The organism is Alkalicoccobacillus plakortidis (assembly GCF_023703085.1).
In the GTDB taxonomy this organism is placed as follows: domain Bacteria; phylum Bacillota; class Bacilli; order Bacillales; family Bacillaceae_D; genus Alkalicoccobacillus; species Alkalicoccobacillus plakortidis.
On the sequence record NZ_JAMQJY010000001.1, the window covers coordinates 1,593,246 to 1,608,118 of the forward strand.

At 39.2% G+C, this 14,873-nt stretch carries 13 protein-coding genes and 1 pseudogene; 1 reads left to right on the plus strand and 13 read right to left on the minus strand.

What is annotated here, in order from left to right:
- Nucleotides 1–7: 7 nt before the first annotated feature.
- Nucleotides 8–1,174, plus strand: coding sequence for a hypothetical protein (locus NDM98_RS08560; protein WP_251606359.1), 1,167 nt, complete (start codon nt 8–10; stop codon nt 1,172–1,174).
- A 196-nt stretch (nt 1,175–1,370) separates the two neighbouring features.
- On the opposite strand, the gene NDM98_RS08565 is transcribed toward NDM98_RS08560, so the two are convergent.
- The 13 genes and pseudogenes from NDM98_RS08565 to NDM98_RS08625 all read right to left on the minus strand — a co-directional run bounded on the left by NDM98_RS08565 (nt 1,371) and on the right by NDM98_RS08625 (nt 14,868).
- On the minus strand, nt 1,371–2,444 hold the full coding sequence (locus NDM98_RS08565; protein WP_251606361.1) for an N-acetylmuramoyl-L-alanine amidase: 1,074 nt from the start codon (nt 2,442–2,444) through the stop codon (nt 1,371–1,373).
- Nucleotides 2,441–2,866, minus strand: coding sequence for a phage holin family protein (locus NDM98_RS08570; RefSeq protein WP_251606363.1), 426 nt, complete (start codon nt 2,864–2,866; stop codon nt 2,441–2,443). The genes NDM98_RS08565 and NDM98_RS08570 overlap by 4 nt, the downstream gene beginning before the upstream one ends.
- Before the next feature lie 93 nt (nt 2,867–2,959).
- Nucleotides 2,960–4,284: pseudogene (locus NDM98_RS08575) on the minus strand (IS3 family transposase).
- A 580-nt stretch (nt 4,285–4,864) separates the two neighbouring features.
- Nucleotides 4,865–5,119 (minus strand): hypothetical protein, encoded by a 255-nt coding sequence (locus tag NDM98_RS08580; protein WP_251606365.1) that lies wholly within the window; start codon nt 5,117–5,119, stop codon nt 4,865–4,867.
- Between the two features lie 5 nt (nt 5,120–5,124).
- A complete protein-coding gene (locus NDM98_RS08585; protein ID WP_251606367.1) occupies nt 5,125–5,577 on the minus strand; it encodes a DUF1617 family protein in 453 nt (150 codons plus the stop codon).
- A 16-nt stretch (nt 5,578–5,593) separates the two neighbouring features.
- Nucleotides 5,594–5,842 carry a hypothetical protein gene (locus NDM98_RS08590; RefSeq protein WP_251606369.1) on the minus strand — a complete coding sequence of 83 codons (249 nt, stop codon included), beginning with the start codon at nt 5,840–5,842 and terminating at the stop codon, nt 5,594–5,596.
- Nucleotides 5,820–6,191, minus strand: coding sequence for a hypothetical protein (locus tag NDM98_RS08595; protein WP_251606372.1), 372 nt, complete (start codon nt 6,189–6,191; stop codon nt 5,820–5,822). Before NDM98_RS08595 ends, NDM98_RS08590 begins: the two co-directional genes overlap by 23 nt.
- On the minus strand, nt 6,151–7,560 hold the full coding sequence (locus tag NDM98_RS08600) for a hypothetical protein (protein ID WP_251606374.1): 1,410 nt from the start codon (nt 7,558–7,560) through the stop codon (nt 6,151–6,153). The genes NDM98_RS08595 and NDM98_RS08600 overlap by 41 nt, the downstream gene beginning before the upstream one ends.
- A gap of 34 nt (nt 7,561–7,594) precedes the next feature.
- Entirely contained in the window at nt 7,595–8,407 is an 813-nt protein-coding gene (locus NDM98_RS08605; RefSeq protein WP_251606376.1) for a phage head spike fiber domain-containing protein, read from the minus strand.
- Nucleotides 8,355–10,763: a phage tail spike protein gene (locus NDM98_RS08610; protein WP_251606378.1), complete on the minus strand. Its 2,409-nt coding sequence runs from the start codon at nt 10,761–10,763 to the stop codon at nt 8,355–8,357. Before NDM98_RS08610 ends, NDM98_RS08605 begins: the two co-directional genes overlap by 53 nt.
- A gap of 46 nt (nt 10,764–10,809) precedes the next feature.
- A complete protein-coding gene (locus tag NDM98_RS08615; protein ID WP_251609037.1) occupies nt 10,810–11,463 on the minus strand; it encodes a distal tail protein Dit in 654 nt (217 codons plus the stop codon).
- 38 nt (nt 11,464–11,501) lie between these two features.
- A complete protein-coding gene (locus NDM98_RS08620) occupies nt 11,502–14,177 on the minus strand; it encodes a phage tail protein (protein WP_251606379.1) in 2,676 nt (891 codons plus the stop codon).
- Nucleotides 14,178–14,307: 130 nt separating this feature from the next.
- Complete coding sequence (locus NDM98_RS08625) at nt 14,308–14,868, minus strand: bacteriophage Gp15 family protein (protein WP_251606380.1); 561 nt, start codon at nt 14,866–14,868, stop codon at nt 14,308–14,310.
- Nucleotides 14,869–14,873: the final 5 nt, after the last annotated feature.

Sequence of the window (14,873 nt, forward strand, 5' to 3'; positions counted from 1 at the left end):
AATCATCATGAATCCAGTTATTGTCACCATGATCTTATTACTAGTATTAGCATTAGGAGAACTTATCTCAATTTTAACAAAAGCTCGTATTCCAATGCTGCTGGCTTCTTTAATGATTTACCTTGCATTTATTTGGACAGGTATTTTGCCAACCGGTATTATGTCAGAATCTTTGCTAAAAACATTCGGCTCCTTAGCCGTTGCTCCTCTCATCGTCCATTTGGGAACGCTCATTCCATTCTCCCAAATCAAGGGACAGGTTAAGCCTATTTTGATCGCTGTAACGAGTTCGTTATTCGCTGTTGCTTTAGTGCTTTTAATTGTTTCAGTGATTTTTGATTATACAACGGCAGTGGCTGGTGCCGGACCTGTAGTAGGGGGCATTGTTGCCTTTTTACTTACAAGTGAAAAGCTAACAGAAATCGGACTAGGATATCTAGCTGTACTACCTGCTCTTATACTTTCTATCCATAAGCTTGCGGGGATTCCTATAGCGTCCTTTTTCTTAAAAAAACACGCCTTATCGATTAAAGCATCTATTTTAGATGGAACGTATAAAGAGAACGGAAACAGTTCAAGTGATGCACATCAGGTTCAGGAACGTAAATCATTACTTCCAGTAAAATATCAAACTCCTGTTATATTGCTCGCCCAGCTGTTTATTGCCGGTTCCATTGCCATTGGCTTGGACGCATTAACAGGCATAAATTACTCTATTTTTTGTTTAATTATTGGAATTGCCGGTGCATATTTTGGAGTGCTTCAACCACAAATGCTAAACAAAGCAAACTCAACAGGCATTTTTATGGCTAGTTTAATGATTGTTGTCATTTCATCTATGGATGAAGTAACACCAGACGTATTCTTAAGCTATTTACCACAGGTTATTACAATATGTATCATTGGTACTCTTGGGGTTTTAACTGGAGGGTTCCTGATGTCGAAGTTATTTAAATATAAGAAAAACCTAGGAATTCCCGTTGCCTTAACCGCACTATTCGGATTTCCAACCGATTATATTCTCTGTGAAGAAGTAGCGCGGGAAGTTGGCGAAACAGAAGAAGAACGCGAAACCATCATGAAAAACATGGTTACCCCCATGCTAATGGGTGGATTCGCAACTGTTACAACAGGTTCGATTGTGATTGCGAGTATTTTAGTAGAAACATTATAAGAGAAGGGCCTTTCACTCTAGGAGTGGGAGGCTTTTTTTATGTGGGATGGCGAGGTGAGGTTCTTGGTAATGGGGGATGGGCCTTGAATTGTACCTATTTTCACTCTTTTTAAGTTAAATTCTGTCCACAAACAAGTATACTCATACATACGCCATGTCACTAGAGATTATGCCCCTCCAAACGGAAGGGCTATTTTTACTTAAGTAATTGCTCCCATGTATTCGGACCGGAAATACCATCCACGCCAATTCCTATAGCACGTTGGAAGGATCGAACTGCTTGTTCTGTACCTGAACCGAAATCACCATCAACCGCCAGTTTGTATCCTTTCACATTTAAAGCTGATTGTAAAAGGCGTACCCACCATTGATGGGTTGATCCGTGACGCAACGTATTGGCAGCAGCTTTGCTTTTGGGCCCGAATTTGCCGTCGATCCCAACCCCGGCAAAATATTGATAGACACGAACTAAGGCATCCGTTGTTAAACGACCTGCAAGTCCATCTACAACCAACTCTTCAAATATCGCTTTAGTCGGGTAGTTTCGGCTGTTTAAGAACTCCTGAGCAGAAGCAATGAATGCATTCACTGGTTTTGATGGCTCTGATTCAATCGGTTTTGCTCCACTTAGATTAAGGATCTGACCAACTTGAATTCTGTCCGGATTAATGGAAGGATTCGCCTTCTTTAATGCATCCACTGTTGTGTTATGAGCTTTAGCAATAGAAGTGAGTGTATCACCGCTCTTTACTGTGTAAGTGCCACCTGAGACATCCGTACCTCCCGTTTCAGGTGCTTCATAATAAGATTCACCTACAAGAGATTTGAACGCAGTCCATTGATTCAACAACTGTGCAGGACAGTTTTTACCTGTCCAATGCTTGTGTGTGACAACTCGGGACAACGGAATGTTCAATTGATACATCAAACGTTGAACAAGCCATACAGCATTTGCCCTAGCTTTCTCAAAATCACCATCAGAGTTCACGCAAAGCTCAATTCCAACAGATTGGCGGTTTCCTTGTGAGCCCGCGTGCCATCCCATCTCATTAACTGGTAGATGCTGAATGATTTCTTTATCATCTACGGTAAAATGCCATGACACGGAACGTGACCGCGCATCTGCTCCTTTAATATAACGGGAATGCATCTCTGCATTCGCTCCCCTATTCGTGTTAGCTGTTTCATGCACCGTAATATAAGTTGCGACAATTTTTGTACCTGGTCGATTGCTTGCTAATGTTGGAATTAGATCTTGTTTAATGTTCATTTCTCTTCACTCTCCTCTGATTTTGGTTGTTCTTCTGGTCCATGCTGATTAAAACCACGTAATTTCTCCATAATGACTGGTGGAACTTTTAAACCAATGTGTGCTGCGTTCTCTGTAATTGATAAGATTTCATTAGCCATATAAAAAAGCACAGTCGCCGTGGCAACCATGCCGTTTAAATCCAGTATTCTATCTACAATGTTTGCCACGATGATGATCCCAAACATGGCAATCTTACGAGCGTAACCAAACAGTGCAGATCGACTACGCAAGTCTTTCTTTTTGATTGCTTTCATAACTCCTGTGATGATGTCTACCACCATTAGCACAACGAGTAGATCCAACCACTTTACTGGTCCAAACAAATAAAACTTAGCCACTTCTAAACTCTCCAAATTAAAAAATACTGATATTGTTTCCATCACGACACCCTTTTCTACTTATTAAAATAATACAAAATACCACCGATTATAAGTATGAACTGTACCCTATTAAATAGACAGTTTAAAAAAACCTTATGCAGCTAGTAGATGACCTCGGTATTGTTCCGGGGTCATTCTTTTTAATGCCCATTGATAACGACTTGAATTGTAATAAGTAATAAAGCCTCCGACTTTGACTCTTAATTCAGCGAGTGTCTTACATTCACGTGTATCTACATGATCTTTAAAGTGTCCAAAGAAAGATTCCATGGATGCATTATCTAAACAGTTTCCTCTTCGAGACATGGATTGTGTTAACCTAAGCTTTCTGACCATTTCCTGGTACTTTGGGTGTGTGTAATGAAAGCCTTGGTCCGAATGAAGAATGGCACCTGGGTGGACATTACCTCCTAAGGCGTCTTTTAATCGCTGAAGCGTTTTATACACAATACTCATCTCTAAAGATGTTGAAGCATAATGGGTGACAATTTCACGTGTCGTCCCATCTTTGACACAAGACAAATAAACTTTCGTTCCATCTGCTAGATATAAGTACGTAATATCGGTCAATAAGACAGCACCCGGCAGCTTGGACAAACTCACGGTTAAGATGGTTTTCACACGTTTTATGTTCTTGAGTCGCTTTAGCTAAATGTTTATAAGGATTTTTCTTACGAATAATAGCTTGAATACGAAACTTTCGAGTAAGTCGAAAGATCTTCTTTAAATTCATCGTGATTCCGTAGTCGTTTTCTAACTTCATTTTTAATGGGCGTCCACCTACTTTTTTCTTGCCTTGTTTGTAGAGGATATTAAGAATTTTATAATCTGCCTCATCTCGTTGTTCCCGTTTAAACGATGGTTATCGTTTGCTAGCCAAGCGTAATATCTTGAGCGGTTGACGCTTGCTATTCTACAGAGAAAGGTAACCATTCGTTTAAATTGATATTGCCTTATGGTTTGTTCAATTAACTGAAACCTTTCTGATAATGTTAATGCTTCTTCTTCGCCTTCCTTTCTAGTTCTTCGAGCTTTTTTAGAAAATCGTTTTCCATCTCTAAAAAGGCAATTCTCGCTTCAGCCTTCTTTAATTTTTCTTCAGCGGATAAGGTCTTCGAAGAAGGACGACCCGTGCTGACTTTTCCACGAAGCTCAGTATAAAAGCCTTCTTCTCCGTAGCTTTTATAAATGGACCTCCATCTTTTTAGACATTCACCTGGCTTATCTGACCCAATCAACTCTAAGTCAAATCCGTGATCGAGAAAAATGGCCATAGGACCTTTTCCTGCTAAGTTCTCCTGTACGGACTTCAATTTAAATTCTGGGGCGTAACTTATGGAGCGATCTGAAACACGACGGACATTTGCATTGTTTTCTAGTTGCTTTTGTTCAAACTTCGAAAAAATTCTTTTACTCATCTCACATTCCCCGTTCTTCTCATTTGTTTTGATTATAACGGGTCTTTTGTAAAAGAACACAAAAAACCCGAAAAACGGACTTTTTTAAAGTGTCCATTTTTCGGGTTGCAGTTCAGTAAAGGGGGGTGTTTTGTATTAGACTCGAAAATATTAACACTTTATTTCAAGATTACTTACTACTACTTGAATCAAGTAAAGGCAATTTGCCGAAAAAAGATTTAACAGAGCTTTGTATACTCTCATTAAAGTTGTCTCAAAAACAACTTTCTTGCGACTTGAAATTTTTTAATGATGATAAACTTAGATTCTACATTTCAATTCTGAGTCTGCTTATAGAAAGATATGAATCTACGCTACATGCTATTAATTGGCTACTTTGCATTTATAGTTCCTTCAATAGCCTTCTTAATTATCTTAGACGAATCATTACAGCCACTTATAATATCTACAGTTTTCATATGTTTAGGAGTCGTTGTTTTTGCTGCATTTCAAGATTCTAACAAAAGAGAATTAAGGGAAAAGTTGATTTATCTAAGCGAAAGTCTTAAACAAGAATTAAACAGACGAAATTAAAAAGAGCCTACTCCTCAGTAGACTCTTCCTCTTCCACACCATTAACACGTTCTAAATATTTTCGTTTTACGATCTCCGCCATAGCCGTTAAATTGCTTGCCGCAAAGTGTTCCTCTGGTGATATAGGAATAATACCACCTGCATATAGCTTTCCTTCTGGATCGGACGTCTGAAAGTTCAAATCAACTTGTTGATTATTTCCCTCATCGTCATATTGAAAGTTAACACCTGTTATTCTAAATGTAATTTTACCTGCTGCCATTTCACTCACTCCTCTGTTTTCGTTTCAGTTTTTTGTGTTTCTTCCTCTTCTTCAAACAAATCACACAACATATCGTAAGTCATTGCCTTTTGTCCTCTGAATTCTTCCTGACACTCATCTAATATGGACTTTAAAGTTATCAGATAATCTGTTTTATTCCCCCCTTCAATGACATATCTCTCTTCATAAAGCTCGTCAATTTCTTTACCAAATTGCTCAAGATTCTCATCTTTAATATCCCATTTGGTATCATTCTCTACTTTCTTCGGTTCTCCGTCCTCGTCCAAGTGAGCATGTTCTTTTACTATGACTAATTGGTCCTCATTAACCTCCTTCAATCGCTTCTCTAATAAGGTAATAAACTTAGTGCGGTGACGGGACTGTTTTCCTTTTAAAGGAAGATTAAAGAGTAAATTAACAGCTTGTACGATTTGGTCATTTTGAATTTCTATTTTCATAGTAGTAGGCTCCTTTTTAGCTGGCCGCTTTCAGCCGCTTCACTTCTTCTTTTAATTGGTTAATCTCATCATAAATCGTCTTTTGCATCTGGTTTAACTTCTCACTAAGCTCTTGAGTTGCTCTCACGTTATACATAGTTAACTTTGTGGTATCTATTGTTACACCATCTTTATTGACTACCGATGGGCTATCCTCACTTATGATACCGACTTGCATGTTATCCGTTATTCCTCTTTCCACTTCATCGATGAGGTTGTAGGTCATAACATCCAAGCTCGTTAATGACATCTAATGCTTTTCCATTGAAAGGTATTATATTGGTTTTCAGCTTTCTACTTGACCCGACTGATACGTTGGAAGCTAGTAATGGTCGTAGTGACCCAGTTAGATAGCCAGTGATTCGTACTTCTTGATCACCCTGAACGTATGTGATCCCGGTGTCACTATTGGCTAGACGACCACGACCTTTTACTCGGATGTCATTAGCCCACAATGTGCCTGACTCGTAGTCCCCGTTGTAGTTGGTAATATGAATCTCTGCCAAGTTTTTACCAAATCTAATACCTGACCCCCTACCATTTACTGACGGGTCGCCGAATTGTATCCAAGCCATCTGTATCCCACTGACTTGAATTATTCTTCACATTGAACTGAAATTGGTTAACGCCAGAACGACTATCTCTGTGAGGTTGTAGATAGATAGCATTTGTATTACACAATAGGCTCAAGTATCTTTGTGCCTCGGCATGGAAATCCCTTCCAGACCATGCTATTATATCTCTACTCTGAGTTCTGAAACCGATTGTACCCAAGTTAGAATAAAGAGAAAGACCACGACGATCCTGTGCGAACATATGCGACCAGAACTCCACTACCCCAGAACCAAACCCCTCTCCGGAGTCTGCTCCACCAACATAAGTTGATAAACCATTATTCGTTAGGTATAGGTTACGGCGACCCCTTGGATCATTAAGCTTAGATATACGAACCATACCTTCTCCAACGGTCGTTTCAGATTCAATATATTCGTTTCCTTCGAACCATGATCTAGTGTAGTTTCCTCTCGTGTTCAGTACATCGCCTCTAATTTCCGTATATCTTGTTGCATTCCCACCACGGATTGTAATAGAAGCGGTGTTAATGGTTCCAGAGGTTATCTTAGCTGCATCTATGCTTGAGATCTTAGCGCTTGTAATCGTTGCATTAGCGATCTTACTGTTATCTATCGCAGCAGACCCTATTTTTGCATTAGAAATAGCACCGTTCTCAATTTGAGCGGTGCCGATAATAGCTGTATCCAATTTTGCTCTAGTAATAGCACCATTTGCAATAGCTGCGGTACCTATAGCAGCAGTAGCAATAATACCAGAGTTGGCAGTAATAGTATTAGCTCTGATGTGATTAGCTTCTATAGAACCATCAACTATTAATTCGCCAGAGTATTTCTTTCTAATAACAATGTTGTCAACATAAAACCTATTCCAACTAGCACCATTGTTATCGAACATCAACCAAGGTCTTACAAAATAAGTGCCAGCCGGAATAACATAAGTTGCGGTCCCTGTTCTCACATCGTAGTGCCTTGCTGTTGTTGTCCCAGCTTTTCTCCACCCAGTATGCTGTTTATTAGCGTCATAACATCTAAAGCCTATACCAGCTTGGGAATTACCAGTAAGGTTAGAGAATCTATATTCCCATTGAAAGAAGAATTCGTCTCCTGGACTCACTGATATAAAATTATCCTGGAGTGCGTCCACGTTCGTAGTGCTAGATGCATCAATACCCATACTGTGTTTGCTACCATTGTTGGCATTATAAGTAGACCAGTTTCTTACCACTACGCCACTATTTACTTCCCAACCTCCGGGTGCTTGCCCAGCAACATCATCTTCGAAAGTCCCATTTTGTACTAGATTTGTAAAGTCTGCAACCATAAGTTGCTTAGCACCAATGGTATTAGCAAGAATTTTATCTCCACTCAAGTTGTTAATATGGGCATCTTGAATAACCGCATTATCAATTCGTGAAGATCCCGCAAGATGAATCAGTCCTGCTTTTATCTTTATTGATTCTGGCTGTATATTTAACTCTGCTACGAGTTTGTTCCGCTCTACCCTTGCTGAGATTTCTCCAAGCCTGAGTGGTGAGTCTACCTTCTGCGCTTGTCACTCGACCTGATAAGTTATCGACCGAGGTTTTAGTTGCGCGTTGTTCAATAGCTGCGTTTGTCTGAATAATGGCTGTTTCAGTTTTGGTTATACGGTTAATTGCGTCTTCCGGTGCCGGCTTCCAATCAGAGAGAGAGATTCCTTTTTCTAATTGCATACCAGTAACATCAGCAGAAAGAAATTCTGAAAGTCCTCCTGCTTGACCTATATAGACCCCTGTAAAAGTGCTTTTAGCGGTGAACTTATGTGTCACTCTCACCCATTTCCCTTTTATCGAATCTACATCATAATCAGAACGTGTCCATCCATTTGATGAATTACCTTCCTGTATTCTTACTTTACCGCCGCCTTTTGTGACGCGTATCCAAGCTGATAAAAGATATCCTTCTCCCTCATTCGTATCTATATTATCTTGAGCATATCCATGTTCTCCGGTTGAAGTAGAATCAAAATAAAAACCAGTTTTGAATCCTGGCAAGTCGTTAATAGTCGTTAATCTCTTAGTACCAGAAGCAGTACCCCAATTACGCCAACTATTAAGATCGTAACTGAAATCCCCATTAACGACGTAGTTTCTTCCACCTTTACCAACTGACTTCACTTCTTGCTCAATAGCAGAAACTTTGCTTGGTGAATTGACCAACCGTCTGAGTAAGTTCATTTGCTCGAACGGTAATTTGTGTTACATCACGACTAGCCTTATCCGCAATGGTTTCTACGGATGAAACAGTCGCTTTAAGACCATTAACAGTTGTTTCAAAAGTTGATTGCATTTCTTTAATAGTTGCAAGTTGGCTTTCTACATTCGTTTTATTATCCGTAACGGTTTTTGATAAGCTTGAGAATTCCGTTCGTAGACCTGTGGCAGAGAACTCAAAATCTCCTCTTAACTTAGTGACAGTACCCGTTAAAGTATTTAGCTCATCTTTGGTTGCTCTGGCTGCAATCGCCCGGGAATTAACCTCTAATTGTGTTTCGTGAGAAGTTAATGTTTCATCAACATTCTCAAGCTCTATAGCATTGAGTTTAAGTTGAGCCTTTGCTTCATCTAAATCCAAAGTCATGCTCGATACAGTTCCCTCTACACTGCCAACATCCCGTTTTAAATCTTCGGCAATCTGATCTAGCTCAATGAGTTTTGCGTCACTAAATTTAAACTTACCTTCTACAAATTCTAGTCCTGCTTTTTTCTTTAGCTCCTCTTGAATACTCTCTCTGATCTCTTGAATTTCTTCCTCGGTGTACTCCTTAGCTGTATCTCGGATCTGCTCAAGCGTTTCGTCTGCAAATTTGTCTAAATCAATGATACCTGGCTTTAGATGACCCATTTCGATAATGCCCTGAGCTATTTTTTCAGCGATGATAGAACCATCAACTAGCTCTTTACCTGATAAACTATTATCTGCTAAAAGTTGAGCTGTTTTAGATAATTCTTTCAGCTCCGCTGCTATCTCAGGACCGAATAGAATATCATCTGAGATAATTCGGGCTGTCATCGCTGTTACTTCTTGTGAGTAAAGCGAAAAACGTCCATGATAGTTAAAAGCCCTTACACGAAAATATAGCTGTTTATTTGGCTCAAATGTGTAAGAAAAGCTATTACCCATCCCTCTATAAACCATTGTTTCTGGTGACGGTAAAAAGCCTTTTACCTCAGAGGCATAGACTTCATATCCTTGTATATATGTGAGGATATAATCAAAATCCCACTCAACTAAAACTGCTGCAAAGAGTCCTGTTGCTTTTACATTTGGTGGTACTGGCGGAACGATATTTGGGTAACGACTCCCATCAATAGGACGAGCTGCTTCATCCCATTTACCACGGTTATCATTAATCTGTCTGACTACTTTATCTAGCCTGTCATCATAACCATGTACAGACAAAGCTTGTCCCATTTCAACTACAGCAGATTCTTCAATATCAAGTAGGTCATACTCCATAGCAATGACACGTGCCTGAATCTCAATTGGGCGCGAGAATTTACGATCAATTGCCCTAGCCGTATCACCGAGACTTACCTTCTCATGTTCATAACCCGCAATTACTTCAAGCATGTGTGCAGCAAGGCGGTAATTAATTTCTGGACACTTAACTCTTTGCAATTGTTCCCACGTTGCTTTTAATAACTCAGTTGGATCGTCGTAGTCTCCATTTTGCCATTCGGCCTCTCGGTGAAGTAGTTGACCATTATGTTCTCGACCATACTTTTGTAAAGCGTCAGGATCACCCACCCACTTTTGACCCGCAGGTTTATCTACTGGATCTCCTGATGACTTACGCCAAACTACATCAGCAAAGTCTAGATAGCGTGTAAGTGCGACATCCTCATTGTCTCCCTCGCTATTATCATTATTTAAAGATGATCCCCGTCCATAAATAGCTGTGGTCGGATAAGAAAGGATGGTCCGTTGAATTTCTTGCATGTTATAACCTATTTCGAATCGTTTGCCACTATCCAACCCTCGCCTGGCCAAGATACGAATTTTGCGTGCGGTAATCTGATTGCCGTTAAATTCAACAGTATCTTTAAATTCTCCGCCCCAGATCTCCATGATGGTCCAGATGGCATCAATTGAAGTTTCATAATAGAAGTTTGTGGTGTATTGGCCAAGCTCCACTTCTACACTCCCTGTCCATCTGGTTCCTTGCAAAACAGCTGTTAATACTTCCAGAGCTGGGCGGTTAACAAAGCGGCTGTCAACAATAATGTTTTCTTTAAGCTCCATAAATGCGGGTTCGCAGAAAGCGGTCGTCACAGCTCCACTTACATCATCTGAATCATCAAGTTCTTTGATAACGAATAATCTTAATTCGCCTTCCTTGTCTTTAAAAACAACTTGATTTTCCTCCAACACATATTTAGCTTCCTCCACCTCAGCATTTATGGTAAAAGAAAAAGGCTGATCGGGCAGCCCGTTCAGCTCTTCTCGGAAATGTGTAGCTTGTAAACCAGTCTCTTCTGAGAGAGTAGTAATCAAATGATCCTGTGAATTTAAAATATATATTTCTGCCATGCTAGTCCTCCCTTCTTGAAATTCACTTTCTTTTTATCTAAAGTTATTAATAGAACTTTTCTGTATACGTCACTTCGGTACTATAACTCGACCTTATCTGATTTTCCCCAGGTTGGACCTTGAACCACTCGGATGCTAAAGAAAGCAGCGGCATCCGTACTACACCATTTAGTACGATTTTTCGCAAACGAGAGTCAATCTCTAACGTATCACCCACGCCAAAGGTGTAATGTAATGTAATTCGTTTGCCTGCTAACAATTCAATAGAATAATTCGTAGTTTCTTGTTTAAAAATCGTTTTGCTATTCCAGTGCGTTTCCTTTTGTCCTAAGACCATGTGAGTCTTGTCAGATGAGTCAATTTGCAAAACTCTAGTCTGCCCAAACCGATATGCCTCAGGTAAATAGAAGGTTAGGACGCCTTTAGCAAAATTGATACGTTCATCAAGTTCCATAGATTGATAAAAAGCCAAATAATACATATTCGGCATGTCAACAAATTGCAGTTTTTTCGGTTCAGAGTGTACAAGCCATTTAGATAGATCTTGTTTTAGCTCTTCAATTCGCTTATCACTGCGAATAGTGATAGGTACAGCTAACTCCATCCCTGAAAAGTGTTTACGAAGTACTCTTTCACCATCTGTTTGTTGGTCAAAAGTTATAAATTCTATAGGTGGGGTAGGAGGACGAAATAGTTCCATATTCACTCGTAAGTACTCCTTTTTAACACTATTAAAAATCATGTAACTCTCACCCCATTTCTACTTTTCCGAAAGGTTTTACGCTCTTGAAGCTTTGTAAGGTCATCTACAATTTCACTTGCAATCTTCTTTGCGCCGACGTAAACATTAATGGTAGCTGGATTTTTCTCATTTGAGCTTGCTACATCCTCTTGCCTGGCAATAGCTTGTGCTTGCTGACTATTTATTTGCAGAGAGGGCAGTCCTACATTGCCAACATCTATAAGTCCACGTACAGGTGTTGCGAGAGATTTCAGATTACCCATCACATCAGATAAATCCGGTACTTCTGGTTTCATCCATTCTGAAGCCCTTGAACTCATATTTTGGACAGAGCCCTTCTTTCGCTCCATACCGATTTCCCAACCGGTCATCATGTTCTTTCCTATCATGTCACGCATCCAACGCGAAGGAGAACGAATGCCTAGTGCCCCTTTAATACCATTTTTAATAGTAGTTGCTATTCCAGTAATCTTTTCTGTAACTTTGCCAACCATGGACCCCAATCCATTGATTAGTCCTTGTATAATATTCTTACCAATTTGTAAAAGATCGATATTTGCAAGAAAATCTCTTGCTTTATTCCATGCATCTTCAATGTTTTGTCTTGCTTCATCCATTTTGTCTTTAACTGCTTGCTTGATCTCATTAAATTTATCCGTTACACTTTTGACGATTTTTATTGCTGCCAAAAGAATAAATAAAACGATATTGTTCCAAATTTCTTGAAGCGTTGCTTTCGCTTCATTCATTTTTTCTTGAATATTTCTCCTTATCTCTAAAAACTTACTTATAACCATTGCTACAAGAGCGATAAGGATAATTGAAAATTTCGCTTTGATTGATTCCCATATTTCTGATATTTTATTTTTTGCCTCATCCATCTTTTCTTTGATCGTGTCTTTTATCAAATTAAAGATGTTTTTACCGGTTTCCCATATCGCGGTCCAAATTCCAGTAATGTACGTTAGAAATATTCCCCATATCAATTTGAGGTTTTCAACCAAGGTACTTATAATGATACTTACATTTTCTTTAAGGGCTTTCCAAATTGCACTAGCTGCTTCTTGGATTTTCAACCAAATTTGAGATAAGTGAGAAGCAAAGCCTTCCATATCACCAGTAACCAAATCGATTAAGAGAAGAATTGGAGCCAGTATAGCTATTTTAATTAGCTCCCACAATGCGGCAGCCATCGTTTGTATATTGGTCCAGACTGTCGATAGCATTATAATGAGGTTGTCCCAAATCTGTGTAGTGTTTTCAAAAATTGTCGTCCACATCGTTATGAAGAATTCAATAAGTGGAGCAAATAACGTTAAAATTAAACTAACAACCTCATCAATTTTCTCTGTAAAGCTATCCCAAATCGTTATCGCATACTCTACAATTCCAGTCCATAACTCAGTAAAAAAGTCTACAATACCTAACCATAGCTCCTTGAACCATTCTACCGTCTCCTGCCACGCAATTCTCAAAATCTCCCAGATCAATAGTGCACTTTCCTTAATACTCTCCCAAAGATTAATGAAGAATTCACTAATTGGTTCCCAGTAGATGTAAATAAGAACAGCAGCAGCAACAATAGCAGCAGCTAACCACACATAAGGATTCATCAAAATAGTATTGTTTAATTTCTTCATTACTTCATTAAGTGAGTTGAAGGTAGCAGCACTCGTAACTACCGTACCAAGTCCTGCAGCTATCGCACCTAATAGGGGTAACCATGGCTCCAAATTGTTATATATCTCTTTAATCTGTTCGACTACAGGAGGAATATTCTCCCCAATTGTTGTGAGTACTTCTTCAAAGTATCTTCCAAACTCTGCAACCATGGTTTGCATATCTGGCAATCCATTACTTGTTAACATTTCATCAATACCTTGAATAATACTTACTACTCCATTAGCTACAGATGATTGCATACTATCAAAGGCTGTATCCCACGTTCCTCCTAGTTCTTTCGCTGCCCCTGAGATATTTGTAACACCATTTGTTCCTTCCGTCATAGCTGTTGTAACTGTGTCTATAAACCCTTCGGCAGTAAGTGCACCAGCTGCTAAATCCTTTTGTACGGATTCGGTATCACGACCTGTTGCTTTGGCGTACATACCTACTGCGTCAATCCCATTATCAAATAGATTATTGAGCTGACCCAAGTCCACTTGTCCATTTTTTGTCATTTCGGATAATGTACTTGTCACACTTGTCAGCTGTTCATTCGAACCATTTCCATAGAATGCAACTGCATCACCCCATGCTTCAATTCTACTGGTCGCTTTATCGACATCTACGCCGCGAGTGACAAAATCTTGGACTCCTTGTGCAGCAACATCCAAGCTGTAAGCTGTTCCATTTACAATACTACCCGTTCGCTCAAGAGCAGAATTTGCAAGCTCTGTACTACCTGTAGCATCAGACATGACTCGTTTAAAACTTTCAATCGCATCAATCCGGTCAAAGGCTTTTGGGATCGAATCTTTGACAATGTTAATTGCTGTAGATCCGAGTTTATCTAAACCAATTGAAGAAGCCATTTTATCGATTCCAACTACACTATTTACAATAGCGTCTTTTTCTTTGTTGAATTTTTCCTTTAATCCTTTGATACTTTTGGCAAAATTTGCTCCACCTAAACTTGTGTCTATAACTACCTTACCCTCTGAAATAATCATCACCGCCTTTCAAATTTATTTACGGTTTATGGCCACTTTGAGCATTAAAAAAAAGACCCTTTAATTGGGTCAATACTTGCTTTTGTAACGCTACTTCCTACTTTTCTCAGCTACACACTTAAAAATTAGGTTAAAATTCCGCATTCCCCTTCAATTCGTAAGCCTCTTGCATTTCTTTAATACGTTTTCGCTCTTTTGCTGTACCTTTTCCTGTAGGTAACTCCATCTGTCTGATTTGTAGCACTTCTTTAAATTTTGTATCTGCCCTAAGTCCACCTAATAACGCTTTGAATTTATTCCAATGCAACGTTCCTTGTTGCTCAAACAAATCAATTTGATAATCCTGCATAAATGAAGCATAAATATATTCTGCGTCTTCCACAAGAGAGTAGACTCGTTCTTCTTTTTGTGCGGGCATTGGGTTCCCTTTAATGTCTAAAGGAGCCTTCACTTCCTTTTGAGCGACCACTGTTTCAAACAGTTTTTGTAGAATGGTTGCTTTTGTCTCGATATCAAAATCGACGTTACCCATTAACATTTCTATACCAATTTCAACTTTAACTTCATCGTTGAGCTCATTGTCGCCGAGCATTTCTATCAGTCTAATAATATTGTCAAAGCTCATGTTCACGGTGTACATTTGTCCCGAAATTACAACTGAATCATCTAAAGGATAGGCAAGAGAAAACATGTAAT

Excerpts from the sequence above, each read along its gene's own strand:
- NDM98_RS08560 (WP_251606359.1), top strand. The coding sequence starts at position 8 with ATGAATCCAGTTATTGTCACCATGATCTTATTACTAGTATTAGCATTA.
- NDM98_RS08565 (WP_251606361.1), bottom strand. The coding sequence starts at position 2,444 with ATGAACATTAAACAAGATCTAATTCCAACATTAGCAAGCAATCGACCA.
- NDM98_RS08570 (WP_251606363.1), bottom strand. The coding sequence starts at position 2,866 with ATGGAAACAATATCAGTATTTTTTAATTTGGAGAGTTTAGAAGTGGCT.
- NDM98_RS08580 (WP_251606365.1), bottom strand. The coding sequence starts at position 5,119 with ATGGCAGCAGGTAAAATTACATTTAGAATAACAGGTGTTAACTTTCAA.
- NDM98_RS08585 (WP_251606367.1), bottom strand. The coding sequence starts at position 5,577 with ATGAAAATAGAAATTCAAAATGACCAAATCGTACAAGCTGTTAATTTA.
- NDM98_RS08590 (WP_251606369.1), bottom strand. The coding sequence starts at position 5,842 with ATGACCTACAACCTCATCGATGAAGTGGAAAGAGGAATAACGGATAAC.
- NDM98_RS08595 (WP_251606372.1), bottom strand. The coding sequence starts at position 6,191 with ATGGCTTGGATACAATTCGGCGACCCGTCAGTAAATGGTAGGGGGTCA.
- NDM98_RS08605 (WP_251606376.1), bottom strand. The coding sequence starts at position 8,407 with ATGAACTTACTCAGACGGTTGGTCAATTCACCAAGCAAAGTTTCTGCT.
- NDM98_RS08610 (WP_251606378.1), bottom strand. The coding sequence starts at position 10,763 with ATGGCAGAAATATATATTTTAAATTCACAGGATCATTTGATTACTACT.
- NDM98_RS08615 (WP_251609037.1), bottom strand. The coding sequence starts at position 11,463 with ATGGAACTATTTCGTCCTCCTACCCCACCTATAGAATTTATAACTTTT.
- NDM98_RS08620 (WP_251606379.1), bottom strand. The coding sequence starts at position 14,177 with ATGATTATTTCAGAGGGTAAGGTAGTTATAGACACAAGTTTAGGTGGA.
- NDM98_RS08625 (WP_251606380.1), bottom strand. The coding sequence starts at position 14,868 with ATGTTTTCTCTTGCCTATCCTTTAGATGATTCAGTTGTAATTTCGGGA.